Here is a 22,452-nt window from a genome sequence, read left to right on the forward strand (position 1 = left end):
GCGTCGGCGACACAAACCATGTGACAGCGAGGACACAGTAGTTCACTGTCATGATGGCCAAAAAGCCCGCGTAGAACGTTCCCCTAGAGGATGGGTGTGGCATTGCCATCAACCTCCACGCTAGGGTTTTCTGTAAGAGCATCCAAAAGATCCGCAGGATCCAAACCAGCAGCGCGCCACCGACTCGCAGCAGCTTGAATCTCAGCAGGGACAGCCGCCAGGTTCGCTCGTTTCTCTTGTTCGGTGAGGACTTGAACGCGCAATTCGTCCAGCTCAACATTCGTGAGAGCTGCGAAATCGTATGCTGCAGTCATAACTACTCTCCTTAAACCGGGGTACCCGGGTACGCCGACGCAGCAGGAAAAGTGTCGGCCGTGTGCCAACTGTGAACAGCATTAAGATCTTTGCCCGTTGTGTACGACCTGACCTCTATGACCCCACCTGCTGTGCATCGGGCTGGGCGGGCCTCGGACGTGGTCCAGAACGCTGTCGTTGTGAAGAACTCGTGCCATCGCGGACGCCACCCTGTGGGCAGCGATGCCAACGTCAAATTGCCGGCACCGCTCAAGGTGATGCCCTGCAGAGCCATATAGACGGACTGCCCAGCTCTACGGACACACAGACGCCCCTTAGAGCCCTCGGGCAACGTCAATTCGCGCCACCCCGTATCGGACAGCCCCATAGGCTTCCACGGTTGCCAGACCGTCGACACTTTGAATCGCTCGAAAACTCCACGATCCACCATCGGGTGGAGAACCTGCTTAGACTCGTTGTTGTTGTACTGGTAGTGCAGGATGAGCGACCCGACTGCGACCGGGGCGCCGATGGTGGCAGCTACACCACTGTTGATCCTCCCGAATCCCGTCGCATCTAGCCCGTCAAGCTGGGCTGCGGTACCCAACCACCCATGGTCCTTCATCGTTTTATCCAGAATCACAGACGGGTCCACTTGCGGCATATCCGGGAACTTGATCCCCGCCACCGCATTTTGAACGGAGTCCTTTACCCATTGACCCGTGGCGCCGATAAGAGCGCCTTCACCATCAATCGTTGGCACGCGAATCGCCATTGATCAGTCTCCAATCCAATATGCTCCAGCTACAGCAGTGTCGGGCGTGATCTGAACTGCCCCGGGCCCCGTGCCAGCCGCGAGCGCGGGGAACATTTGTGTTCCGGAGGGGCCTGCGACCACGTTTGCTGCTGTGGCGATGGTGCCGTTGTTGGCGCCTGGTTGAGTTTCGATGAGGAACGTGGCGGTGCCGGTGACGACGTTTCCTGTGATGATTGGGTCGCGGGTGCGGGCGCCCACACGGACAGGGATGGGGCGGGAGCCGCTGAAGTGCATGTGGTTTCCTGTGATGGACATGCCGCGTGTGCCTTGGGCTGTTCCGTTGGATGTGTGGATGCCGCATGCATCGTCTTTGTCTGTGGAAAACCAATTGCCTGCGACTGAAAGTGCTGTCCATGTGGTGGACAGTGCTGCATTTCCGCGGATGATACGGATGGCTGTGAGGAAGTTGTGGAAGTAGTTTCCTTCGACGTGGATGTGTAGTTCTCCGTGTCGTTCGGCGACCTCGTTTCCGTCTGAGGATCCAAATGAGTAGTCGAAGCCTTCCACGGTGTTTCCTGTGACTAGCAGGTGGTGTCCGCCGCCGTCGAAGCAGTGGATTCCGTAGGAGCCGCCTGAGAGGAATGTGCCGGTTGTGCCTGTGCGGACGGCTCCGCGGAGTCGGTTATTGCGGATGACGGAGTAGGGTGCGCGCACTCCGATTCCTGATGCGGTTTCTTTGAAGTTTGAGAACCGGAATTCGTTGTTCTCTATGATTGCGCCCCATACCCCGGGGTGAAGTGTTACGCCGTTGGAGTCGAAGCCTGTGAAGGTGCAGTTGCGGACGACGCATGCGATGGTGGGGATCATGAAGGCAGACAAGTAGGTCATGTCTACAACTTGGCTTCCGCCATCAGCAGTGCAGCGGTCGATGACGACTTGCTGTGAGTTCATCACCTTGAATTGGTTTCGTGCGTAGTAGTTCACTGTGTCTGGGCGTGCTGAGGCGTATTTGGTGTGAACGTCTTGTACGAGGCAGCGGTAGGCCCCACAGGTCCCTACGACATATCCAATGTCGTTGGGGCGGGTTTCGGTGATGTCGCGGACGACGCAGTCTTTTGCGAGTTCTAGGCGGATCGAATATGTGTTGGAAACTGCGATGCTGAATCCTTCTATCAGCGTGTTTTCGTTCCACGTGATCCGGTTGAGCGTGGTCCGTTCGCGGGCATTAGTGTGAGTTTCCTGCGTTTTGTTGTCGCGGTACCCGTTGAAAATCAGGCCGGAGGACACCACGACTTCGGTGGGGGAGGGGACTTCCCTCACGGTCAGATACTCGCCGAACCAGGGGGTTCCTGTGTTCGATGTTGACATGCCCAGGCGGTCAGAGGGTGGGGCATCTATGGATGCGGCGCAGCGCTGCCCTACCAGCCTGAATGTTTCTCCGACCGTGAGGCGGTGCGGGACGGCTGTACGGAGGGTGTGGGCACCAGCGTTGTACGACCCCACAAGGTTCACGTCTAGGGGGTCTGCGGTGCCCGCTACCGCGAACACTGTGTGCATGTATCGGTCAGACACGATGCGAGCGCCGTTGCCGCGGACGATGCGTCCGGAGGGGATGTTGAGTGTCCCAGAGATCTTGTAGGTGCCCGCTGACGAGAACTCGACGGGGGCGCCTTTGGTGTTGTTGAGTGCGGCTTGAATAGCGGCGGTGTCATCAGCCACGCCGTTGCCGATGGCGCCATAGTCGGAAACCAGGGCAACATTTGCTTGTCGGTCGCGCCAACCTGCGGAGACGAGGATGCGTTCCACTGCGGCGTCGATCTGCTCCGGTGTCGAGGAACCAATGACCGATGCCCCGATTGCTCCATCCGTGTATGACTTTTGCCGTGATTCAGCGGCCTGCACTTCGGCGGTGACTGCTGATTGGATGGAGGTAGAGATCTGTGTGATGGCTGTGTCGGTGGAGTTTGCCAGTGCAGACCACCACAGTTCTGAGGGGTGACGATCCCCAGATGTGGGGTAGGAGATTCCCAGGCGGGTGGATGAAGGCATGCTCTTCTCCTATCTGAGGGGGTTGGAGTCTTTGTTGGCCAGAGTCGTGGTTGTCCCGAAGGTGACGTCCACGCCCGCGAGGGATCGCCCGGAGTACCAGTCGTCGTATTCACCCAGGGTCACGAACTGTTCTGAGACGCTAGTGATGAGCAGATCGACGGTCATGGTGTGCTGGCCTGCGGCGATGTTTTGATCCACGGTGATGATCACGCCTGTGAGTTCCAGACCGGTTTTCACCGTGTCTTGGACTCGGATCCTGTCGCCCAACATCAGTCGTGGGTCAGGGAGAATTTCTAGTCCACGAACATAGGGTTTGGGGGCTTTCAGCTGATCGGCAATGTATGCAGCCAAGGCTGCGGCGCGATCATCGCGCTGGATGAACCACCCGACGTCATGGGTGTATTCACGTGCTGATGCAGGTCCCAGGTTTTCCGATGTGGCTTCTGTTTGGGTGCGTGTGGCCCGTCCCATGGCGCGAACCAGGGGGAGCCCAAGCCCGCGGTATGGCGGTTTAATCGGGGAGTTCTCGCTTGTCGTGGATGCTGTTTTCAGACGATCTGCCCCTGTGGGCAGTCGCCTGACATCGAATGCCCACCGCCACGCTTGTGGGCCGATACGCGCGAACTCCCATGTGGTTGAATCATTTGTTGCGGCCCACGAGATTTCTTCACCCTGAGCATTCAGTGCGGTCCACCCGTAGAAAGATCCTTGCCCCGAATTCATTTCGGCGGCGCCACGGGATCCGAAGATCTCACGTGGGGTGGAGTCCACCATGACCCACTCTTCGTCTGCCGGGGGAGAGATGATGCCAGCGGGCGCATCGCCTGCTGCGTATTCATCCTGGCTACCCTCGTGCACCACAATCGTCGAGCGCGTCGTGGCGCGGGCCGCGTAGGTCTGATAGCGCACTGTCACATTGCGTTTCACGTCCTGTGTGTCCAGGATGATCTCCGCATCAGCCAGCTGGGAAGCCGCGAGAGTAGCGACAATGGGGGATGACACCAGGCGGTTGTGCCCGCGCCAATGCAGTTCACCATCCTCGTCCAGCCACACGGCCGCCAGTTCCGCTTCCGCCTGACGATTCAGCAGAGAGCCAGCTTCCACCGATGTTTGTGCAGGCATCACGGTCAGGGACGACAGCGGAGTATCTGGGCGAAAATGAAACGTCCGCTTGAACCGGGACGCCGCAGGTGCCGCCGTCGTGTACGAAACCTGCACCCCGTTCACACCACACCCTGCCGGGACATACACCCTAGTGCTGTCCCACTGCCGTGAGCGCAGTTGTGTTGATCCACCGGTGTACGTCCCCGTGACCGTTTCACCGGTGTCAGTGGTGATGGTCATAATGATGTGATTGGCGGCATTCGTCGTGACCTGCAGAGTCACGTACTCCCAAGCGCCAGCCCGGGCAGCCGACAGATAAGCAACCGTCGTGGTTCCCGCCGAAGTGACGAACTGTGCACCCAAATTGCGTGAGCCCGTGACGGCCAACCGGATGTCTTGAAAAGAATCCGTCAGGTTCCATCGGCACCCGACATACGAACTGGTGGCCTGGTTCTGACGGGCACCGAACGTAATGCACAGTGGACGTCCAGCATTGAGCCCATTGGGCCACGGGTTGGCGTAGACGTCTGGGAAGTAGGTCGCGTACACATCAGACAGATAGATGCTGGCCGGGGTGGAGTCAGTAAATGCTCCGGGGTGATAGCGGGCCCACCCATCAATGTTGCTTGCCCGGTAAGAGTCATTCAGGACACCGCGTTCCGGCCACGTGGACCCCACAAACGGTGCGGAAATCACACAAAATCCGTCCATCGCTGGTGTGTTGTAGTACCCGGCCGCCCGCGCCGCAAGATTCGGCACGTAGGTGTTGAGAAGCCCCGTCAGCCGTTGCCGACCCGTACCATTTGTCGCGCGCGAAGGCATCTCCCGAAACAACGCCTGGTGAGAAACCTTTGCCGAGAGGCGGTCCGAGAAATCCACCAGCCCGATGCTCGCCTTACCCGAGCGCATCCGCGAGCGCGAGGTATCGAATTGGCCCGTGAAAATCTGGTGGCGGTGTGTTCCATCGGTGGCTGTCACTGCTATTTGCTGGCCGGCGCGGGGCCAGTTCCGGCGGGTGTAAGGAGTAGCTGTTGTTTCGGTGACGGTGCGATCTTCGGCCAGGGAGAAGTCGCAGGTGGAAGACTCCCACCCACCAATGGAGGCTGCTTGTCCCGGCAGGGGTGACGGGATGGCGCGTCGTGTTGAAACCGCGTCACCGGTGCCTGTGATGCCAGTCAGTTCCGCTGATACTTCCCTGACGCTATCGGTTGACCAGCTGCCGTTACGCACCTCGACCCACCTCCGTGACTGTTGCGCTGTAGGACATGCGTTGGGTGGATTGGGACCACCGGGATGCCTGGTCCTCAGTGTCTGCATAGTCGTGGATGACGACTTGTGCGGCGCCGCGGCCGGGGGACCAGGCTGGTGGTGTTTCCGTCCAAGTGATGGAGGGGCGTGCAGCAGTGAATGCTGCTGTGGACAGCAGTTCAAGGCTGGCGCTGACCGTTTCAGCGGTGGGGTGCAGGGTGAGGCCCACGTTGCGCATTTCACCTGGTTGGACGGAGACTTCTGCGCGGGTGGTCCATGATCCAGCAGCGTTGCGACCTTGGAGCATGACCCGGACACGCTCGGAGGCAGCGATCCAGACTGATGCTGAGATGGGGCGACCGGGCCACACGGGTGTGCCGCGTCCAATCGGCATCGTGAGAGATGCTGATCCCACGGCTGCGCGCACTGACCCGATGTTGGGTAAGGTCATGGCCCCGGGTGTGCCGTTCACCGGTGTCGCTGTCATCGTGGAGACCGATGGTGTGAGCATGTTGGTGATTTGGGCCAGCGGGGTGTGAAAGAAGAATGGCCCGTTCCCTCGTTCCCCGATCACGAGGGACTGGAACTCCGCAGCCATCGCCGGGCGCGCGCCGGCCATGGAAATATCCCATCGCCGCAGTGTCCTCCCGGCACGCGGCGGGATGAACGCTGTGCGGGCACCGTCGAGCCCTTCAAAAAACGAAGGCTGGGCACCCATCGAGACAGCCTGTCGTTGCTCGAATTGCGTTGCTTCAACTAACGCCCCGATGGTGCCCAGCACAGCGCCCATTAGATGGCCTCCGTCATCCTCAGTGATCTTTTCGTTGACCGCAGCCCTTTGATCAGCTGCACCCCATCCAGTTCCTTGCCAGCCAGCAGGGCAGCGAGGATCTGGCGCAGCAGCTCCACTGTGGGGTCACTGGCCGCATCAGATGTAGTCGCCGCTTCTGCTGCGGGGTCGTGATGTATGGATTCCGGTGCAGGAGGTGTGACCATCGCGGCCATTGCCGACTGCACAGCATCGGACTCGTGATTGAGCCCAATCACGAACCCTTCGCCCGTGAATCGGCCGATCTCCATGAATACGCGTGATGGAGATCGGATCTTCAACAGCGCTTTCGCGCCATCAATCGCATCACCAACAACGCCCTTGGCTGCCTCGACAGCAGCCCCGGCCATCGACTTGATGCCGTTGATGAACCCACGGATCATGTCCGCGCCCGCAGTGACCATCTGCGATGCGACATTTCCGATGGTGCTGAGGATGTTTGACCCCATGTCTTTGATCGCTGACCATGCCGACTGAGCCCCGGATGAGATCGCCGAAACCAGAGCGCTCATGGCAGACGACACTGCGGACACGATGGTGTTCCAGATCGACGACACGAAACTCGAAATGGCAGACCAAATCGCGGACCACGTTGCCGAAATCGCAGACAGTACCGACGAGACCACGGCCAACACCGCCGAAATCGCAGCCGACACCGCAGCAACAATCGACGCCCACACCGACGCCACAAACGCCGACACCGCAGACCAAATCGCGGACCACGTTGCCGAAATCGCAGACAGTACCGACGAGACCACGGCCAACACCGCCGAAATCGCAGCCGACACCGCAGCAACAATCGACGCCCACACCGACGCCACAAACGCCGACACCGCAGACCAAATCGAGGACCAGAGCGTCTGGATGAACGTGAGTGCTGTCGTGATGATGGACTGCAACCACGCCAGGGCCGCGATAACCACTGCAATGATTGGTGCGAATACTGCCTGCAGAATTGGCAGAAGGCTGTTCCACACCAAGTTCCAGGCACCCTGGATCACACCTAGCCCTGCCCACAGAAGCATGGACAGGAAGGCGAGAGCCGTCAGCACCGCGTTCTGGATTGCAGTCCACACGGTCGTGACCGTTGTGACCAGCGTGCTCCAGAAGGTCTCCCAGATCGCTTGGAGCACCGTCAACCCGGTGGTCACCACCGTCTGGATAAACATCATCGCGGTGGAGATCGCCATCATGACTGCGTCCCACGCACCGGTCACGGCGTCCGTGAGAGTTGACCATGCGATGTCCCACAGCGCGGATACCACAGCCATGCCGGTCGTGATCGCGTTCACAATCAGAGGCCAGGCCATGACAATCGCGTCGATGATGGGGCCCCAAGCATCCTTGGTCTTTTGCAGCATCTCGTCCCACGAGGTACCCCACGACGCGAGTGCAATGTCCATGGCCCCGGTGAAAAGAACACCCAGGAACTCGGACAGGGACCCGAAAATGTTTCCAAGGTTCTCGACCCAGTCCTTGACGATCTGTCCGGCCCGTTCCCACAGCCCTGCCCAGTCACCTTCAATGGCCAATGCCACAATGTCGATCAAGCCCGTGATGGTGTCCAAGATCAGTGCGACGACATCACCCAGGAACCCGCCGAAGGCACCGAAGATCTCCATCAGAGTCCCCAGATGACCGCCCACGGTCTCGAAAGCCGGGCCCAAGCGGTCCATGATCACGCTGGCCAGATTGCCCAACGCCGTGAACAACTCGCCCACAGACGTCCGAAGCTCCTCGGAGTTCGTCCACATCGCGGCCAGCACCGCAACAATTGCCGCGATTGGCCCTGCGAGGCGACCAGCCACAGACAACACGGCGCGGAAAGCAGCTCCAAGGCCAGAGAAGGCGCCACCAGCTGCCGTGGCGCCTTTCAGCCCACCAATTGCCGCACCAATGCCTTTGAGCCCACCGACGAGTGGGCCAATGATCGGCAAGAGCTTCACCAGGCCACCGACCAAAGCCCCGATGGCTAGGCCCACGAGCAGAATCCCCGCGGCCAGTTCGGGATTCTCTGCTGCAAAATCGGCCAGGGCGGAGGCGACATCGCGGACGATGGGGCCAATGGCCTCCAACGCCTTGATCAGCCAATCCGTGAGGATCGGGATCAACGGCTCCACTGCGTTCATCACATCGGTGAATGCCGGGGCGAGTTCCCGTATGGCTGCCGCCAGGACAGGCCCGAATTCGCGGGCCATCGTGCCCAGGACCCGGAACACGGCACCCAACGCGGTCCCCACTTGCGGCGCCACTTCCTGCAGCGACCGCAGCCCGTCCCGAATCCCGGCAAACAACCAGATGGCGCCGTTGACGAACCCGGGGTCTGTGATGACGTCAGCAAAACCTTGAAGCAGAGCCGCACCGGCTTGACCGGCCAGGATCGTGATTTCCCGCAGCGCCGGCGCCAAGATCAGGAACGCATCAGCCAATGCGGACACGCCCGGAGACAGGGCATCCACACCCTGGCGCATCCCCTCAAATACTGTGATGAGCGCGCCTTGCCAGAGCGGGCCGTCTACCGCTTCGTGAGCCCGGCGAAGCCCGTTAGCCAAAGCGACCAGACCACCGGACCCAGCAATGGACGCAGCGCGGGAGAGCCCCGATAGGAACCCGGAGGCATGCCAAATGACCTGACCAAAGGCCCGGATGTTGACGATCGCGTCATCAACCCACTCGAAGAATCTCCCGGAATCTACGGCTTCGGCAGCCCAGCCACTGAAATCTTCCGCCCACTGGTTGAACCACGATGCCAGGCGCGGCAAATATGCTGACCCTCCGCGGACCATTTCCAGGAAACCAGATGTGAAATGTGAGATCCCCTCACCTGCCAGGTCAATCGACTTGGTCAGGTTCGAGAACAAGGTTTCCACCGCGGCCATGCCGCGCGTGGATGTAAAAGCGTTTGAGAGACCGCGGGTGAAATGACCCAACTGCGTGGCCATCCGCGGGAACCACGTATTGGCTAGAGGCATCAACGCCGAAACGAAGTCACGAACTGCGGACTCAGCGACAGCCCAATAACTAGAGCTGATGGAGTCCTGCAAAGCAGAGAACTGTGGCCCCAGATCAGCCAAGATTTCCTTGGCATCCAGCAGCGCCGGGATGAGAACCCCGAAAGAGACCCCGATAGCGGCCAGAAGTGCGGGGAGTACCAGTGCCGCAGAAAACATGGATGCGAGTCCCGACCCGATGGTCAGAACATTCCCCAAGCCCGTCCCCAGCAGAGACACCAAGTTGGTGATCCCTGTGGTCAGAAGCGCAACCTTGGGCAGCGCCTGATCCAGGCCCGTGACCATCCGACGAATACCACGCCCAAAGTCACCCAGCATCCGTGACCCAGACAAAGCCACCAATGCCGTGGTGACCTCGGCAACTGATGTGCCCGACAATCGGGCATGCAGAGTGATAAAACGATCACGGGTCAGAACCGCAATACGTGCGGCAGCGAGCGCCGTGTCCAGATGCACCTGCATCTCGGGATCTTGGCTATCAATGTGTTCAGCGAGCCGATCAGCCTCGTCCCGGGCCAGCGCAGTATCCGCTTGGATACGCAATTCAGCAGCACGTTCCTCAACGTCGCGGACCATCTTTGCGACCTGAGCGCGGAAGGCCGCGGACTTTTCTGCTTCAACGGGGATTTCGGCTTGGATGTTGCGTTGGGCGTCCTCGACTAGTCGGTTGAGGTCAGCACGCAGACTTTCACCTTCAGGGGTGGTCGGGATTGATGCTTCAATGCCTCGCACGGCTGCTTTCACGTCCCGCTGCAGTCGGGCACGGAAGGCCTTGTCCATCTCCGACACTACAGGGATCTCGATGGGGTTAGCCTCCGCGATCTCCTCCGCGCGCTGTGCCGCGACGCGGGCGGAGCGCTCCGCCTCAGCAGTGTCCACCTGGACCTTTAGCTCGGCCCGGGTCTTTTCCACCTCGGACACCATCCCGGCAACACTGCGCCGGAAATTAGCTGCTTCCTCCGCATCCACAGGGATCTGTGCTTCGAGCTTCGCAGTGGCCGCTTCCACCTGCTGGTGGAGCTGTCGGCGCAGCCCATCCCCGTCCGTGCCGACCGGAATCAAGGCTTCCGCTCCACGGGTGGCAGCCCGCAAATCCTTGCGCATCCTGGCCAGGAACGACTTGTCCACCTCGGACACCACTGGGACTTCAACCGGGTTGCTCTTAGCCTGTGCCTGAGCCTTCTTCGCTGCTTTCACAACGTCTTTGGTCAGACCCTTGGCATCGGCCACCACGTCGACCATGACATCGGCGGTATCAGACGCCTGCTTCGCAGCCTTGCGGACCATCGCGGTCAGACCCTTGGAATCAAGCTGGGCCTGAATCTGGACCCGCGCCTGTCGCTCGATCTTCTCCAGCTGTGCCTTGAGCTCGCGCCGGAATCCTTTGGTGTCCGGAACGGCCCGGACACTCATCCGCCCCACTTCATTGCCCTCGGCCATGGGCGGGCACCTCCTCCGCGGTCAGGCCCACATACGACGGGGGCGGATGAGCATCACGAAAAGAATGACGAATCCACGTCATCCAACGACAACGGTGTGTGCCGAGACGACGGTCGTTCCACCGGCTTGATCTTGCGTGGACGCTTTTTGCTGCCCTTGACGGCCACCATGTTGTGCAGTGCCTGAATCTGGTCAGACACGCTCTCCAACATCATCGTGTCCCGCGAGCGCCCAATGTGGGTATGGTCGCCGAGCTTGTCGATCGCTCGGTAATGGGAGTTGACGTCGTTGGGGAGGCGGTCGATCAGTGTGAGAGTGAGTTCAACGTCGTCGTCGGAACCGGTGACGGCTGCGAGTCCGTTGACCCCGTAGAGGGCTGCAAGGTCTGCTGTGGCGTTGGGGTAGCGGGTCAGGAATCGGTGGATTGCGAGCCTTTTCCCATTGCGCTCACGTACCCCATGACCAGGGTCTGGGTCCGGTTCAAGGCTCCCTCGCCGGACGCCCATTGCCAGAATGCATCGGGGTCGATGGAGTACACGTCTCCGACGTACTCGACGAGGTCTGCCATGGCGTCGAAGTTGAAGTCTGATGCCTTGACGGTCTGGCCAATGGACTCGGTTGATTCGATGTTTTCGATCGTTCCATCTCCGAGGACCTTGAGTAGGCGGCCCTGCAGGCGCATCATGTCCGGCGCGCGGAGGGAGGTGATGGGCTTGAGCAGCTCATGGCCCTCGATCTCGGAGAATTCCAGCTGCTTTTGCTCTTGCGAGGGCTGGTGGTCCTGTGCCGGCTTGCGGGTGCGAGCAGCGGACTTGGTGCTGGGGGCCTTGGCAGGGGTAGTCATGGTGTGAGCCTTCCTTTGGGGAGACTGATGGGCGCAACAGATCGGTTGCGCCCATCAGTAGGAGTCGTGAGCCGGGAATGGTGTTGGGGGTTCCCTGTGGCGCGGGGCTCACACCACGTCACAGGGAACGTTTTTCACGCCGAGATCAGTCCGAGAGCACGGCCACGGCTGCGGAGAAGGGGCGCACCGGGTACCACTTCATCTTGAGCGGGCGTCCGTCTGCTGCCAGCAGAGTGTTGGACGACAACGCTTGGAAGCCCATGGGAATCTCGAAGAACTCCTCAATGTCCACAGAGGGGGCATCACCCAGGCCGATGGAGCAACGCGGGAAGTACAGACCAGCGCGCTTGGCACCCTGCACGAAGATGAAGAACAGCGCCTTTTCGATCTTCCCGTCGCCGGAGACCTCGTAGGACTGATCTTCGTCGTTCCATGCACCGTCCGGCTGCGCGAGCGCAAACGTCTTTTGCGTCATCTCCAATGCGTTGACCGCGCCAGACCACGCAACCGACTCGTAGCTGACATCAACGGCGTCCTGCTCCCACGTCCGCTTCTGGTTGGCGTCTCCGCCATCCTTCTCAAATTCCGGGGGGTTCTCAGCAGATGTGTGCCCCAGGCTGTTCCAGCTTTCTCCGTACGTGGACGGGTTACCGATGACGAACTGCGCAGGATTGAACGGCAGCGTGTCCGGCTCTGCTTGCAGCACATTTCCGTACCCAGGGATGATGATTTTGCTTGCGTCGAGTGACATGGTTTTCGCCTCCATGAATGACAGAAGGCATGGTCCCACATGGGGCGATGCCTTCAAAGAACGGTTAATGAGGATTGGCTCACACAGCGGTGCGGACGGTGATGAGCTGGTTGTACTGACGGATGTCCTGGGCCACCAGGTCGGATGCAGGTGGCCGGAACGGCAGGGATTGCACCGTCACCGAGGCGATCGCCGCGTGCGATTCGGACAAGTGCCCAAGACTCGGGGCCTGAACCAGTGCGTCCATGACGTCCCAGGCCAATTCCGAGGCCGCACTGTTGGTCTCGGCGGCTGTCACGATGGCCACTGTCCAGATCTGCCCGGCTGCGCCCGCAGCATTGGCCACGGGCACCCCCGTAGGGATCTGCAGCCACACCACGGGCAACCGGCCGGCACTGTCTGCCGGCGGATCCGATGTGACGAACGCGCCTGTTTCGGCAGCCATGATGACGTCTCTCAGCGCCTTGTACGGCGAGATGGGCCGAGTCATCCGCTGATCCCACGTGTGAATGCGAAATGCCCGGGCACCGGCTTGCCAGCCTTCGTGACGTACCCGAACTCAATGGCCAGCGCACCAGGATCGGTCGAGTAGATCACTCGGTCCTGTACCCCACGTTTTCCAGCGACGCGTTTGGTCCTGATCGACTGCGCAAAGGCACCAGAGTGGGTTGGTGCCAAGCTCACGATCCGAGCGCGCCGACTTTCTACAACCTTGTCGAACTGCGCCGATTCACCGACCATCCGCGCGGCTTGAACCGACACATCACGGTCGAGTTCCACCATGAGGCACCACCTTCCGTGGCTCGCGTGCCGAGATCAGCACACTGTCGTGCTGCGTACGCGATGACATCCGAAAACGGGAGGGCTCACCCACCTGATCCCACCACCGGCCGTCATAAAAGACTCGGGTGCGGTGATCACCGGGCCAATCGCGCGCCGTGATGCGGTAGGTCTCCGTTGTCAGGACACCCAACGCCTCACGCTCATCAGTTGAGAGCGGATGCACGTTGCAGCGGACCTCAACCGGTTCACCAAGGGCGTGAACTTCCTCCACGCCCTCGTCATCCGATCGGAGGCCGTAGAGCTGCACCAGCACCGCATGCCGCGGTGACGACAACAACGTCACGCCATCCACCCCGCCCACGGGCGACGCGGCTTCACCCGGCCGGACCCAATGAAACTGTCTGACGCCGTGCACCCAATCGCTTCAAGATCCCCATCCGGGAACCACAGATTCGGAGACACCGCGAGCGCGTTCTTCGAGTAGGAGTACCCGCCCTCGGACTCAGATTTGATGGAGGGGTCCTCGTCCCTGACGACGCGCAGGACTGCGTCGAGCACGACGTCCTTGACGGTGTCGATGTTGACGGTACCTGCGGCGATCCGGCGGGCGAGGGTTGGACATTTGCCCAGGAGTTTCCGGGTGGCTTTTTCGAGTTGGTATTGCAGGTAGTCCACCGTGTCGGTGTCCTCCATGTCGATGCTCTTCTCGTAGGCGGCATCCAGGTCTTGGACGGTGAGGTTGATGATCTCGATCATGCGTTGCTCTCCTGCCGTCCAGGTGTGGCCCGGTATGTCGCCGGGCCACACGGGTCAGTCACTTCTTGGCGGGTGCGGACTTCGAGGACGTTGACTTGGTCTCCGTCTTCTCCTTGTCCGCGGTGTCGGCAGCGTCACTGTCGGTGGTCTTGACGACCTCCGCGTCTGGGCTGCCATCGGGCGAGCTGGCCGAATCAGCGCCCGTGTCGCCGCCGGTGGCTTCAGCAGTCTGGGTGACCTCTGGCTTGGGCTGAGTCAGCACTGCCGGGTTGGTGATCAGCTTCTCCGCCCATGCCGGGCAGGTCGCGCCTTCACGCAAGAACACGATCTCCCCGGTGCCCGGGTGACGCAGCACAGTGGATGCTTTGATCTTGGCCATGGTCGATCAGAGCACCTTCACGGACATGGAGAGATTCGCGTTGGCCAGCACCGGCAGACCGATGGCATCCGAAATCACCTCAGTGATCATCGGAGGCTTCTCGTTCTGGTACACGCCAGCGACGATTCCCGGCTGCTCAGAGTCCTCGATACCGTAACTGGGGTTCTGAGCAGTGAGCGTGGTTCCCCACACGGTTCCGCCCAGGGGCGTGCCGCTCTCGGACGTGGTGGGCCCCGGAGCGGGCAGCAGCAAGATCCGATCTTGCGGCAACACCGGCGTGGCCACACCGCGCAGGGATACCCGACGGTCATAGCGCATGACACCAGGCAGTCCCTGGCCGAGCAGCATGTCATTGACCTGCTGCTCAGAGGCCGGCCGCGCGCCACCATTGAGCAGCTGGGTCTGGAACTCGGTTCCAGTGGTCAGTGCCCGGATCACACGGTTCGATGCCAGGATCACCCCGGGATCCTCACCGTTGATTTCACGGTAGAGATCCACATACGTGGTGAGTGCGTCCAAACGGGACTGCGAGGTGTCCGACCAGTCGTCCTGACCGGTGATGGTCAGACGCTCATCGCGGCCGAAGTCGTCGTTGGAGAACTCGACCACCTGGCCGTTGACCACGCTCGTGATGGTGGCCCGGCCAGTGGACAGGACCAGGCCGCGCAAATGCTCCATGCGGTTGGCCACAGCCGTGACCACACGGTCCGTGGTGGCCTGCACGGCGTTGAGGATCGCGTCATCGGAGGCATGCCGCAGACGTAGTTGCTGGTACTCCGAGATGGGGATGTTCTGTCCCAGTGCTGGCAGTTCGAGCGTCACACGCTTGCCGCCAGCAGCGCGGCCGATTTCCGGCTCAGCGTCGTAGGCACGGAACTCCGCAGCGTCAATCAGGCCGTTGTCTCCCTGTACGAAGCGGGCCACAACGTCTTGGACCGTTCGGTTGGGTAGCCAGCGGGCCAAAGATCCCTTGGCTTGTTCCTGCTGTTCCAGTGATGCGCGGGCGTAACCGGTCAGGGTCGCCGGGTCAATGAGGTCAGTGTAAAGAGCCATGATTCAGTGCCCTCCTCTCAAATGTAGACGATGGTCGTGTTGGCCTGGCTGGTGGGGGCAGTGAAGCCTTCAACCGGGAGGAAGCGCGTGCGGACGCGACCGTGATCGTAGAGCGGCACGCTGATGTTCCCGGAGTCAGGAAGCTGCTGGTCCGTGAACAGGTGACCGGCCAGCACTTCCGTGCCACCGGACCCACCGGCGTTGTAGGGCTTGAGCAGCCCGCCGACCTCAGCCACGGGGTACCCGGACAGCACAACGCCGTCCTTGGCCACCGCAGTGAAGTCCTGTGATTGCAGGACTGCGGTGCGGCAATTGGCGATCCCGTGGCTGGTTCCCAGCCACCGCTGGTCGCCACCGGTGAAACTCTCAGTCTTCAGACGAGGCATGGTGATCTCCTCTCAGGAGTCTTGAATCAAGCGGATTTCGGAGTGCCCTGGCGGGCTTCAAAGAGGGCCCGTCCAGCGGCCACGGAGGATGCCCCTGCGTGGCGTTGGAAACCCTGATGTGTTGGGCGCGGGGTGCCGCGCTGTTGCGCCGTGTCGGCAGAGTTCAGAAGAGACAAGGAGTCGGCCACCTGGTCTACGTCGACGGTTCCGTCAGCGCCGATGTAGGAGGCTAGGTTCACCCTGGACAGGAATTTCTCTAGCGCCTCGGGAGCGATATTGGCCCCGCGGGCCTGGAATGCAGACCGGACCCGCTCGTCGGCCACTTCGGCCAGCGTGTCAGCGCGTGCCTTGGCGATCGCGGCATCCAGTGCCTTCTGGTCCGGGGTCTTGCTGGCCTCTTGGAGTTGATCGAATTGCTCCGCCTTGACCTTCAAATCGTCGTAGTCCGCACGGTCCTTCACGGTCTTCTCATGCTTCCGTGCCTGGTGCTTCCAGTAGGCCTCACGCTGCTCGCCAGTCATTTCCGCCAATGGCGTCTCAGCAGGAAAACCCGTTCCCTGATCGGCCGGCGCTTGACCACCTTCGGGCGGAACTTGGTTGTTCTCATCGTCTTTGCCCGACTGATCGCCAGCGGTCTTGTGGTCTTGCGGCATGCTGTTCTCCTTGTCAGGTGAATGTGTGCCCGTGTCGGGCGTGATGTGCGTTTCCCCCTCAGTAGGGGAGTACCTGTCCCACCAGCGAGTGATGGCGTCGGCACGTTCGTCGTTGCCGTCACGATCACGCGCCCTTGCGGTTGCAACATCGGCGGGTGTTTCCAGGACGACAACCTCATCGGCACCGACCCGGCGGGCGTGGTCAGCACGCTGGCCAGCGTCAGCCAACGTGCGAATGATCCACACGTCCCCGCGGTCGTACTCCCGTGCCTTGGACTCCATCAGCGAGCGCACCGACCGGGCGAGGTCGTCAGTCCCGTACTGGTCGCGCAGCGCGTCCAGGTCAATGACGAGGTCCGCGGGTTGTGCGTGGTCAGCTACCCATGTCGTTTTTCCGGCCCCGGGTGGGCCGCACACGGTGCGGATCATGCTGCCCCTCGCTTCTGCAGTGCCGCCACTTCCTGCTCATAGCGGGTGATCCGGCGCTCTGCGGTCTTGCGGATGAAGAACGCCCGATCGTCGTCATCCGGCAAAGAGTTGGCGTAAGCGATTGACTTGCGTGCCGCTGAGATCCGTTTCTCGATCTCGCTGATCCGTTCCCCGGTGTCGGGTAGGTCAGCAGCACGGGCGTCCACGATCTTTTTGCGGCGCGCATCAGTCATGTCCGTGACCTTCTTGGACGGGCGAGCCATGAGCACCGGGCCCAGTTCCCCGTTCTCCTCGATGACAGGCCTGACGCGCTTGAGCGCTGCGGCGTTGGTCGATCCTGCGGCCTCATAGATGCGTTCCAGGTCCGACTGATTCAGCTGCAACCCTGGATCGCTGGTCGCTGTAACCGGTGCGACAGTGCACACGCATCCGTCGTGGATCGCCTTGAGGTCTTTGAGGGAGTAGAGGCGGGTTGCGGCGGCGACACAGAGACCGCACGGCCCGCCTTTTGTGAGTTCCGGGTGCAAGATGCGCCTGTACCCTGTGGCTTCGCGTCGTTTCCGACCGGTGGCCTTCTCCCGCTTCTTGGCCTCCAACATGTCGCGTGTGCTCGCCTTGGCGGTGAGAACGTCATGCTCTTCGTCGCGCTGGGCGAGGGCCATGTCCATCTCACCCAAGTCCTTCACGTTCAACGACACGGCTTCGCGTGAGACCTGCTCAGACCAGCCCTCTGACCGCATCCGCCGGTAGCGGCGAACTGGACGTTCCCAGACCTCTTCTGGGCTGACTCCGCCGCGTTCTCGGGCGTACTTGAAGGGCAGCATGTCGGCGTCTTGGAGGACTGCGTCATCCGGGAAGATCGCTTCGGCGGCGTCGTAGACCTGCCGTAGTGTGGCGATGGTCTGCCGGCGGGCCTGCGCTTGTGCGGCTTCCACCAGAGCGGCGGATGCCCGGGCCTGTGCCCTGACCAGTTCGCCGTCGTACCAGCCGTCGAACGCTTCCCACAGTTCTAGGAGTTGCTGGATGAGCTTGGCGGTCAGCTTTGCCGTCGTTGCCGCCTGCACGTCAAGCAGCTTCGTCAACAGCCGCAGATCAGCCACTGAGCGACATCCCCTCCATCAGCATGTCTTCGTTGCGCTGTAACTCCGCATCCCGGATCTCCTGGGGATCGAGCTGCACGAACTTCTCCATGCGTGTTCGCCACGGCACACCCGCATCCTTGGCAGCTCGGGCAGACTCGGCGCGCTCCGTCAAGGAGGCACGACGCGGATCCGCGAACACAGGCCGCAGTGACATCTCATCCGCCCGATCTGCGAGCGCGACCAGGCGAAGTGCTGTGGCCATTGACGCTTTCATGGGCCCGCGGAACTCGGTAATCAGGTCCTCGCACTCGAAAACCAACCCTTCACGTTTGAGTTCAGAACCGTTGGCCGACTCGTTGGCAGACTCAGGCGCCAGTAGATGCAAGGGGGTGTTGGACACAGCACCGAGATGCTTGATGTCGTCCCGGACCGCGTTGAGCACTGGCGTGATGTCGGTCGTCCCGGACTCCCACAGCTCAACCGCTGCGGGGAGGATCCAGAAAGACCCAGGATCTGACTCGAAGATGTCTTCGTAGTCGATTTCCTTACCATTCTGATCGTGCTTTGGGGCCCCCTTCAGCCCGCGCTGACGGAAGGCCTGAAGCGCGATCAGAATCATGCGCTGCAGGATGGTGTGGTTGATGCGTTCCATGGAACCGATGTGCTGTTCAAAGCACGCCTTGCCATCCTCTGGGCGCAGCTCCACAACCGGCACATAGTCCACGGGGAGTGGCCACAGGTCGTTGGAGAGCTGCCACAACTGCGGCACAATCCGCCACGTCCGAGCCGTCCCATGGGGGAGGATGGAACCACCAGGATGAATCGCAATCCGCTGGTACCCAGGCCTCCACAGCACGACCACGTCACGGTCGGCAACATCGTCGCGGTAAATCTTCAACGCCGCCAATGGCCTGAGAGGATCCGACGGGTTGGGCTCCACGATTACCTGGGACGGGTGTTCAGCCGAGATTCGCACACCACCCTCGGAACCATGTTCCGGCATCTTGTGATCGGTGATCAGGTACCCGGCGCTCAGGCCGACAGCCCAGCGCAAAGCGCGCCGGTACTCGTTCGTGGCATCTGAGCCCTCCATGATGCGATTGACCTCGTCATCACCGTCAGCTGACGCATCCACGGCCGTCTTGAAGGTCAGCAACTTGATGCGGTGCAGACGAGCGTTCGTGATCACCTCGGCATAATTGAGGTTCGCAATCTTCTGCAGCCTCTGGAAGTTACCGCCCTTGTCCGGCCACGGGATGGGCGGGGAACCGTCCAACCATTGCTCGTTCTTGTGGATCTGCGGCAGCCGGTCACCGAGCTTCTTGGCCAGGTACTCCATCCACCACTCATCGCTACCTCGCTGGACCAAGGAAGCCGGCGGATACTCGCCAAACCCTGCAACAAACCGCTGCTGCATCTCGCCTCCTCATCAACGACGACGGGACCCGCCCACACGAAACGGAACGAACGTCTCCGGCTGTTCTTCTTCGGGATTGTTCAACACAGCTGCACGGGCCTCGTAGGCGAGAGTTGCCGCCATAGCGCCGTCCATCTTCTTGACGGAATGCTTGGCTTCCTTCCCGATCACGATGCCCCCACGACGAGACCACCGTCGGGCGTTGATCAGATGCCGCACCAAGACCGGGTTCGCACTGATCTTCACCTGGGCTTTGGCAATCACGTCATGCAACCGTTGGAGCGCGAGCGCCATCTTGGTGTCGAGCTTCGTCCACCACTTCACTGCGGAGTTCCCCGATGCCTTCGCCCGGTAACCATCGGCATATTCGCGTTCCCATCGCTCGACTTGGTCGATCCAGTGCGGCGGATCCGCGAAGAACGCCACCACTTTGTATCGCTCGTGGGCACGCCCCACAGCGGCATCCACCGCCAGCTCGTCCACCCGCCAGTCCTTGGCCTCCGGCCCATCCGGGCACTCCCAAATGCCGATCTCAAACAAATACCCGTCCGAGACCCTGCACCCCACCAGGGCGGTGGCGTCATCGGTCTGGGCGCCGTCGAAGCCGAGAGTGATTTCCTCGCCCTCGGCTACCCTGTCCTCACCTCGCCCCGGCATATCCCGGATGGCATCCGAGATCTGCGCGGGAGTCACCCAAGCGTTGTGCGCCTCGGTCAGTGCGTTGAGGAAGTACCGGCGGGCGTCCTCCGGCGTGTTTCGGGGGTCAAAGATGTCGTCAATGACGCCTTGCTTGGAGTTCCAGTCGAGAGCTTCTCCGTAAGCCTCTTCAATCGCAGCTTCGAGCTTGTCAAGATCAGCCAGATCTTGGAGGTCCGACCATCTGTGGTCGTACAGCATGCGGATCCGCCCACGAAACTTCGGCCGGCCACCATCAGCGAGCGCGGCCAACGATTCTTCGATCAGTTCCGCGAACTTGTAGGTGGCCTCAGCCACCGATTCTTCACCAGGTGCATACATGGTGGTGGTCTCGATGTACCAGGTCTGATCGAGTTTCTTCCGCTTCACCAGGTTGCGAGTGACAGTGTTGTGCATCTTGCGCAGCTGGGGAGTGTTGTAAAGGTGCGATTCGTCAAAGACAACGAACGTTTCTTTGCCACCGTCCTTGGACGCGGATCCTGCCGTTGACGGCGTGATCTCGCCACCGTAGGGCAGGATCACCCTGGTGAGTCCGGCGTCGAGCCCGTAGGCCTTCATCTCGCTGAGAGGGCCATCTGTGAGGTTGAGGTGCACCTGGTCGTAGACGTTTCCCGTCTGGCCTTCCTCTGTGGCCATGACGCGGACAAATGGCGCAGTGACCTGCCTGCCCATCGGCTCGCCAGCCTGGTATACGTAGGTCTGCCCGAGGAACTCGTACTTTTCCCCGCCCTGTGCCCATCCCTCGAACCGGCACGGACCCAGAGCCTCGAACAGCACCAACTCCGCGGCCAACCCAGACTTGTTACAGCCCTTCGGCCGGGAGAAGAACGCGGAGTCAATCAAGCGACGCCCATCCCCGTCCAGGGAGTAGCAGTCCACGATGAACTGGGAGTACTCGTCACCATGGCGGATCGGCTCCCTCTGGACGGGACCGGGCCCGTGGACGACGAACGTCTCCACCCACCACAGCGCCAGCCACCCCAATGACCGTGCCCTGGACGCGGCAGGTGGCCGCACAACTTTGTGCGGCATCAGTCGGCCATCCTTGAGCGCCGGTCCTGGATCGAAGTGACAGTAGCGCCTGGGCCGGTTCCGACTGCAGTTGTAGGCGGTACCTCAATCTCTGACTTGAGCCGGAGTCTGTCTTCCACCGTGGCACCAAACTTGGCGACGCGGATCCTGATCTCGGAGGCGTACTCCCACTTGCCCTTAGACCACATGATGTGGTGCATCAGAGCAGTGTCCAGAAGGAAGTCCCAGTCCGGGTCAGAGAGCATCCGTGATGCTTGCGGTGAGCGTCGCCAGTGGTTCCACCAGCGCCGCGTGAGCGGGTGCCAGTCCTCACCGTTGGGCAGCACTTCCGGACCCTTCGGCAGATCCGGGCCAAAGTACTTGGTGCCACGGACAATGCGCAGATTCGTGTTGTCCTGCTGCAGCTGGGTGCGCTCTGACTGGTCACGTGACCGCGAGCGCCGATCTTTCGGTGCCGGGCCATTCCCAGCCATCACTCCACCTCCGTGTCGGTGCAGGTCAGGCGCGTGCCGCAGCCTCCTGCTCGGTGCGTGGCATCACGCCACTGATCAACCCGCGCAATCGTGCGTTCGCCTCAGCGATCTGCTCGTCCAACACGGGGATCTGTCCCTGTTCCCACTTCCGTCCATTCGCAGCAACCTCAGCGCGCCGCTCTTCCAGGCCGGTGAGCCTGATGTTTGTTCGCTTAATCTCATACTCAGCCAATCGCCTGCATTCAACTGAACAATACTTTTGCGGACGACCATTTGAATGAATAGCCAGGAATGAAAAACCGCACATTATACACATGCGGTCTCTTTGTTTCTCCTGCACATTCTCCCCCCAGACCCACGCGCACAGCGATCGGCAGAACGTAGCGGCGTGGAAGCGCGGCACCCGGGGGAGAGGGTCCCCGCCCCCGGGGTTATTCACCCATGTCAATGCCAGGATGCTGCTCTGTCGGGCGCCGCTCACGCACACGCTTTTGCGATGTTGCCCCTTGTGAGGCGGTGATTTTGTCGTGATGCCATGAACACAAGGATGTGAGTGCTTCGTCATTGCCTGCCCCATCCACGTGGTGCACGTCTGTGGCCTGAGCTGCGCACCGTGCTCCCGTGTCTGGGGATACGTATGTGCACTGCCACCCATCGTGTTCCAGCTGAGCCTTGCGGCGCCGCGCCCAATCCTTTGGCAATTGTTTTGTACGTCCAGATCGGTTACCCCACGGCATTAACGATTCCTTTTATCCCCAGGCCAAAACCCATTGGTTTCAAAGTGCCATTGCGCGCAAATACGTTTCGCCCGCGCCAAGCCCACGTGCTTCACCAAATTGCGAGTGCACCGAGTGAAGTCGCCCGGCGTCCCCCACCGGATCTTGATGGCACCAGGACCGAGCTTCCAATATCGCTCAAGGTCATTACCTGCCACATCTCCACCCCACTCGGTGCACCCCGTCTAGCCCTGACGCTGGCTAGTCCAT

At 61.1% G+C, this 22,452-nt stretch carries 22 protein-coding genes; all 22 read right to left on the bottom strand.

The window, feature by feature from the left end; all coding sequences use genetic code 11:
• Positions 1 to 83 precede the first annotated feature (83 nt).
• Positions 84 to 314 (bottom strand): hypothetical protein, encoded by a 231-nt coding sequence (locus Q4G32_RS10960; protein ID WP_303351369.1) that lies wholly within the window; start codon positions 312 to 314, stop codon positions 84 to 86.
• Positions 315 to 325: 11 nt separating this feature from the next.
• Positions 326 to 1,069 carry a pyocin knob domain-containing protein gene (locus Q4G32_RS10965; RefSeq protein WP_303351370.1) on the bottom strand — a complete coding sequence of 248 codons (744 nt, stop codon included), beginning with the start codon at positions 1,067 to 1,069 and terminating at the stop codon, positions 326 to 328.
• A gap of 3 nt (positions 1,070 to 1,072) precedes the next feature.
• Entirely contained in the window at positions 1,073 to 2,857 is a 1,785-nt protein-coding gene (locus tag Q4G32_RS10970; protein ID WP_303351371.1) for a glycosyl hydrolase family 28-related protein, read from the bottom strand.
• A gap of 252 nt (positions 2,858 to 3,109) precedes the next feature.
• Positions 3,110 to 5,434: a hypothetical protein gene (locus Q4G32_RS10975; protein WP_303351372.1), complete on the bottom strand. Its 2,325-nt coding sequence runs from the start codon at positions 5,432 to 5,434 to the stop codon at positions 3,110 to 3,112.
• Positions 5,427 to 5,903 carry a hypothetical protein gene (locus tag Q4G32_RS10980; RefSeq protein WP_303351373.1) on the bottom strand — a complete coding sequence of 159 codons (477 nt, stop codon included), beginning with the start codon at positions 5,901 to 5,903 and terminating at the stop codon, positions 5,427 to 5,429. Before Q4G32_RS10980 ends, Q4G32_RS10975 begins: the two co-directional genes overlap by 8 nt.
• A gap of 338 nt (positions 5,904 to 6,241) precedes the next feature.
• Positions 6,242 to 10,732 (bottom strand): hypothetical protein, encoded by a 4,491-nt coding sequence (locus Q4G32_RS10985; protein WP_303351374.1) that lies wholly within the window; start codon positions 10,730 to 10,732, stop codon positions 6,242 to 6,244.
• Between the two features lie 53 nt (positions 10,733 to 10,785).
• Positions 10,786 to 11,238 carry a hypothetical protein gene (locus Q4G32_RS10990; RefSeq protein WP_303351376.1) on the bottom strand — a complete coding sequence of 151 codons (453 nt, stop codon included), beginning with the start codon at positions 11,236 to 11,238 and terminating at the stop codon, positions 10,786 to 10,788.
• A complete protein-coding gene (locus Q4G32_RS10995) occupies positions 11,142 to 11,576 on the bottom strand; it encodes a hypothetical protein (RefSeq protein WP_303351378.1) in 435 nt (144 codons plus the stop codon). Before Q4G32_RS10995 ends, Q4G32_RS10990 begins: the two co-directional genes overlap by 97 nt.
• 145 nt (positions 11,577 to 11,721) lie before the next feature.
• Positions 11,722 to 12,327, bottom strand: a complete 606-nt coding sequence (locus tag Q4G32_RS11000) for a phage tail tube protein (RefSeq protein ID WP_303351380.1) — start codon at positions 12,325 to 12,327, stop codon at positions 11,722 to 11,724.
• Positions 12,328 to 12,406: 79 nt separating this feature from the next.
• The gene (locus Q4G32_RS11005; protein WP_303351382.1) at positions 12,407 to 12,817 is read right to left on the bottom strand and encodes a hypothetical protein; all 411 of its coding nucleotides are present in this window, start codon (positions 12,815 to 12,817) and stop codon (positions 12,407 to 12,409) included.
• Positions 12,814 to 13,110: a DUF5403 family protein gene (locus Q4G32_RS11010; RefSeq protein ID WP_303351384.1), complete on the bottom strand. Its 297-nt coding sequence runs from the start codon at positions 13,108 to 13,110 to the stop codon at positions 12,814 to 12,816. The genes Q4G32_RS11005 and Q4G32_RS11010 overlap by 4 nt, the downstream gene beginning before the upstream one ends.
• Positions 13,091 to 13,453 (bottom strand): hypothetical protein, encoded by a 363-nt coding sequence (locus tag Q4G32_RS11015; protein ID WP_303351386.1) that lies wholly within the window; start codon positions 13,451 to 13,453, stop codon positions 13,091 to 13,093. The genes Q4G32_RS11010 and Q4G32_RS11015 overlap by 20 nt, the downstream gene beginning before the upstream one ends.
• Positions 13,450 to 13,866 (bottom strand): Gp19/Gp15/Gp42 family protein, encoded by a 417-nt coding sequence (locus Q4G32_RS11020; RefSeq protein WP_303351388.1) that lies wholly within the window; start codon positions 13,864 to 13,866, stop codon positions 13,450 to 13,452. Before Q4G32_RS11020 ends, Q4G32_RS11015 begins: the two co-directional genes overlap by 4 nt.
• Positions 13,867 to 13,924: 58 nt before the next feature.
• On the bottom strand, positions 13,925 to 14,245 hold the full coding sequence (locus tag Q4G32_RS11025; RefSeq protein ID WP_303351389.1) for a hypothetical protein: 321 nt from the start codon (positions 14,243 to 14,245) through the stop codon (positions 13,925 to 13,927).
• Between the two features lie 6 nt (positions 14,246 to 14,251).
• On the bottom strand, positions 14,252 to 15,298 hold the full coding sequence (locus tag Q4G32_RS11030; RefSeq protein WP_303351391.1) for a major capsid protein: 1,047 nt from the start codon (positions 15,296 to 15,298) through the stop codon (positions 14,252 to 14,254).
• Between the two features lie 17 nt (positions 15,299 to 15,315).
• A complete protein-coding gene (locus Q4G32_RS11035; protein WP_303351393.1) occupies positions 15,316 to 15,684 on the bottom strand; it encodes a hypothetical protein in 369 nt (122 codons plus the stop codon).
• A 26-nt stretch (positions 15,685 to 15,710) separates the two neighbouring features.
• A complete protein-coding gene (locus Q4G32_RS11040; RefSeq protein ID WP_303351396.1) occupies positions 15,711 to 16,766 on the bottom strand; it encodes an AAA family ATPase in 1,056 nt (351 codons plus the stop codon).
• Positions 16,763 to 17,848: a hypothetical protein gene (locus tag Q4G32_RS11045; protein ID WP_303351397.1), complete on the bottom strand. Its 1,086-nt coding sequence runs from the start codon at positions 17,846 to 17,848 to the stop codon at positions 16,763 to 16,765. The genes Q4G32_RS11040 and Q4G32_RS11045 overlap by 4 nt, the downstream gene beginning before the upstream one ends.
• A 10-nt stretch (positions 17,849 to 17,858) precedes the next feature.
• A complete protein-coding gene (locus Q4G32_RS11050; protein ID WP_303351398.1) occupies positions 17,859 to 19,265 on the bottom strand; it encodes a phage portal protein in 1,407 nt (468 codons plus the stop codon).
• 12 nt (positions 19,266 to 19,277) lie between these two features.
• The gene (locus tag Q4G32_RS11055) at positions 19,278 to 20,993 is read right to left on the bottom strand and encodes a hypothetical protein (RefSeq protein ID WP_303351400.1); all 1,716 of its coding nucleotides are present in this window, start codon (positions 20,991 to 20,993) and stop codon (positions 19,278 to 19,280) included.
• Positions 20,993 to 21,466, bottom strand: coding sequence for a phage terminase small subunit (locus tag Q4G32_RS11060; protein ID WP_303351402.1), 474 nt, complete (start codon positions 21,464 to 21,466; stop codon positions 20,993 to 20,995). The genes Q4G32_RS11055 and Q4G32_RS11060 overlap by 1 nt, the downstream gene beginning before the upstream one ends.
• 25 nt (positions 21,467 to 21,491) lie before the next feature.
• Positions 21,492 to 21,698 (bottom strand): hypothetical protein, encoded by a 207-nt coding sequence (locus Q4G32_RS11065; protein ID WP_303351404.1) that lies wholly within the window; start codon positions 21,696 to 21,698, stop codon positions 21,492 to 21,494.
• Positions 21,699 to 22,452 lie beyond the last annotated feature (754 nt).

This window comes from Kocuria sp., from assembly GCF_030538595.1.
Lineage (GTDB): Bacteria > Actinomycetota > Actinomycetes > Actinomycetales > Micrococcaceae > Kocuria.

Bases quoted from the DNA above. Each gene is read 5' to 3' on its own strand.
- Q4G32_RS10960 (WP_303351369.1), bottom strand. From the start codon at position 314: ATGACTGCAGCATACGATTTCGCAGCTCTCACGAATGTTGAGCTGGAC.
- Q4G32_RS10965 (WP_303351370.1), bottom strand. From the start codon at position 1,069: ATGGCGATTCGCGTGCCAACGATTGATGGTGAAGGCGCTCTTATCGGC.
- Q4G32_RS10980 (WP_303351373.1), bottom strand. From the start codon at position 5,903: ATGACCTTACCCAACATCGGGTCAGTGCGCGCAGCCGTGGGATCAGCA.
- Q4G32_RS10985 (WP_303351374.1), bottom strand. From the start codon at position 10,732: ATGGCCGAGGGCAATGAAGTGGGGCGGATGAGTGTCCGGGCCGTTCCG.
- Q4G32_RS10990 (WP_303351376.1), bottom strand. From the start codon at position 11,238: ATGGGCGTCCGGCGAGGGAGCCTTGAACCGGACCCAGACCCTGGTCAT.
- Q4G32_RS10995 (WP_303351378.1), bottom strand. From the start codon at position 11,576: ATGACTACCCCTGCCAAGGCCCCCAGCACCAAGTCCGCTGCTCGCACC.
- Q4G32_RS11000 (WP_303351380.1), bottom strand. From the start codon at position 12,327: ATGTCACTCGACGCAAGCAAAATCATCATCCCTGGGTACGGAAATGTG.
- Q4G32_RS11005 (WP_303351382.1), bottom strand. From the start codon at position 12,817: ATGACTCGGCCCATCTCGCCGTACAAGGCGCTGAGAGACGTCATCATG.
- Q4G32_RS11010 (WP_303351384.1), bottom strand. From the start codon at position 13,110: ATGGTGGAACTCGACCGTGATGTGTCGGTTCAAGCCGCGCGGATGGTC.
- Q4G32_RS11020 (WP_303351388.1), bottom strand. From the start codon at position 13,866: ATGATCGAGATCATCAACCTCACCGTCCAAGACCTGGATGCCGCCTAC.
- Q4G32_RS11025 (WP_303351389.1), bottom strand. From the start codon at position 14,245: ATGGCCAAGATCAAAGCATCCACTGTGCTGCGTCACCCGGGCACCGGG.
- Q4G32_RS11030 (WP_303351391.1), bottom strand. From the start codon at position 15,298: ATGGCTCTTTACACTGACCTCATTGACCCGGCGACCCTGACCGGTTAC.
- Q4G32_RS11035 (WP_303351393.1), bottom strand. From the start codon at position 15,684: ATGCCTCGTCTGAAGACTGAGAGTTTCACCGGTGGCGACCAGCGGTGG.
- Q4G32_RS11040 (WP_303351396.1), bottom strand. From the start codon at position 16,766: ATGATCCGCACCGTGTGCGGCCCACCCGGGGCCGGAAAAACGACATGG.
- Q4G32_RS11050 (WP_303351398.1), bottom strand. From the start codon at position 19,265: ATGCAGCAGCGGTTTGTTGCAGGGTTTGGCGAGTATCCGCCGGCTTCC.
- Q4G32_RS11055 (WP_303351400.1), bottom strand. From the start codon at position 20,993: ATGCCGCACAAAGTTGTGCGGCCACCTGCCGCGTCCAGGGCACGGTCA.
- Q4G32_RS11060 (WP_303351402.1), bottom strand. From the start codon at position 21,466: ATGGCTGGGAATGGCCCGGCACCGAAAGATCGGCGCTCGCGGTCACGT.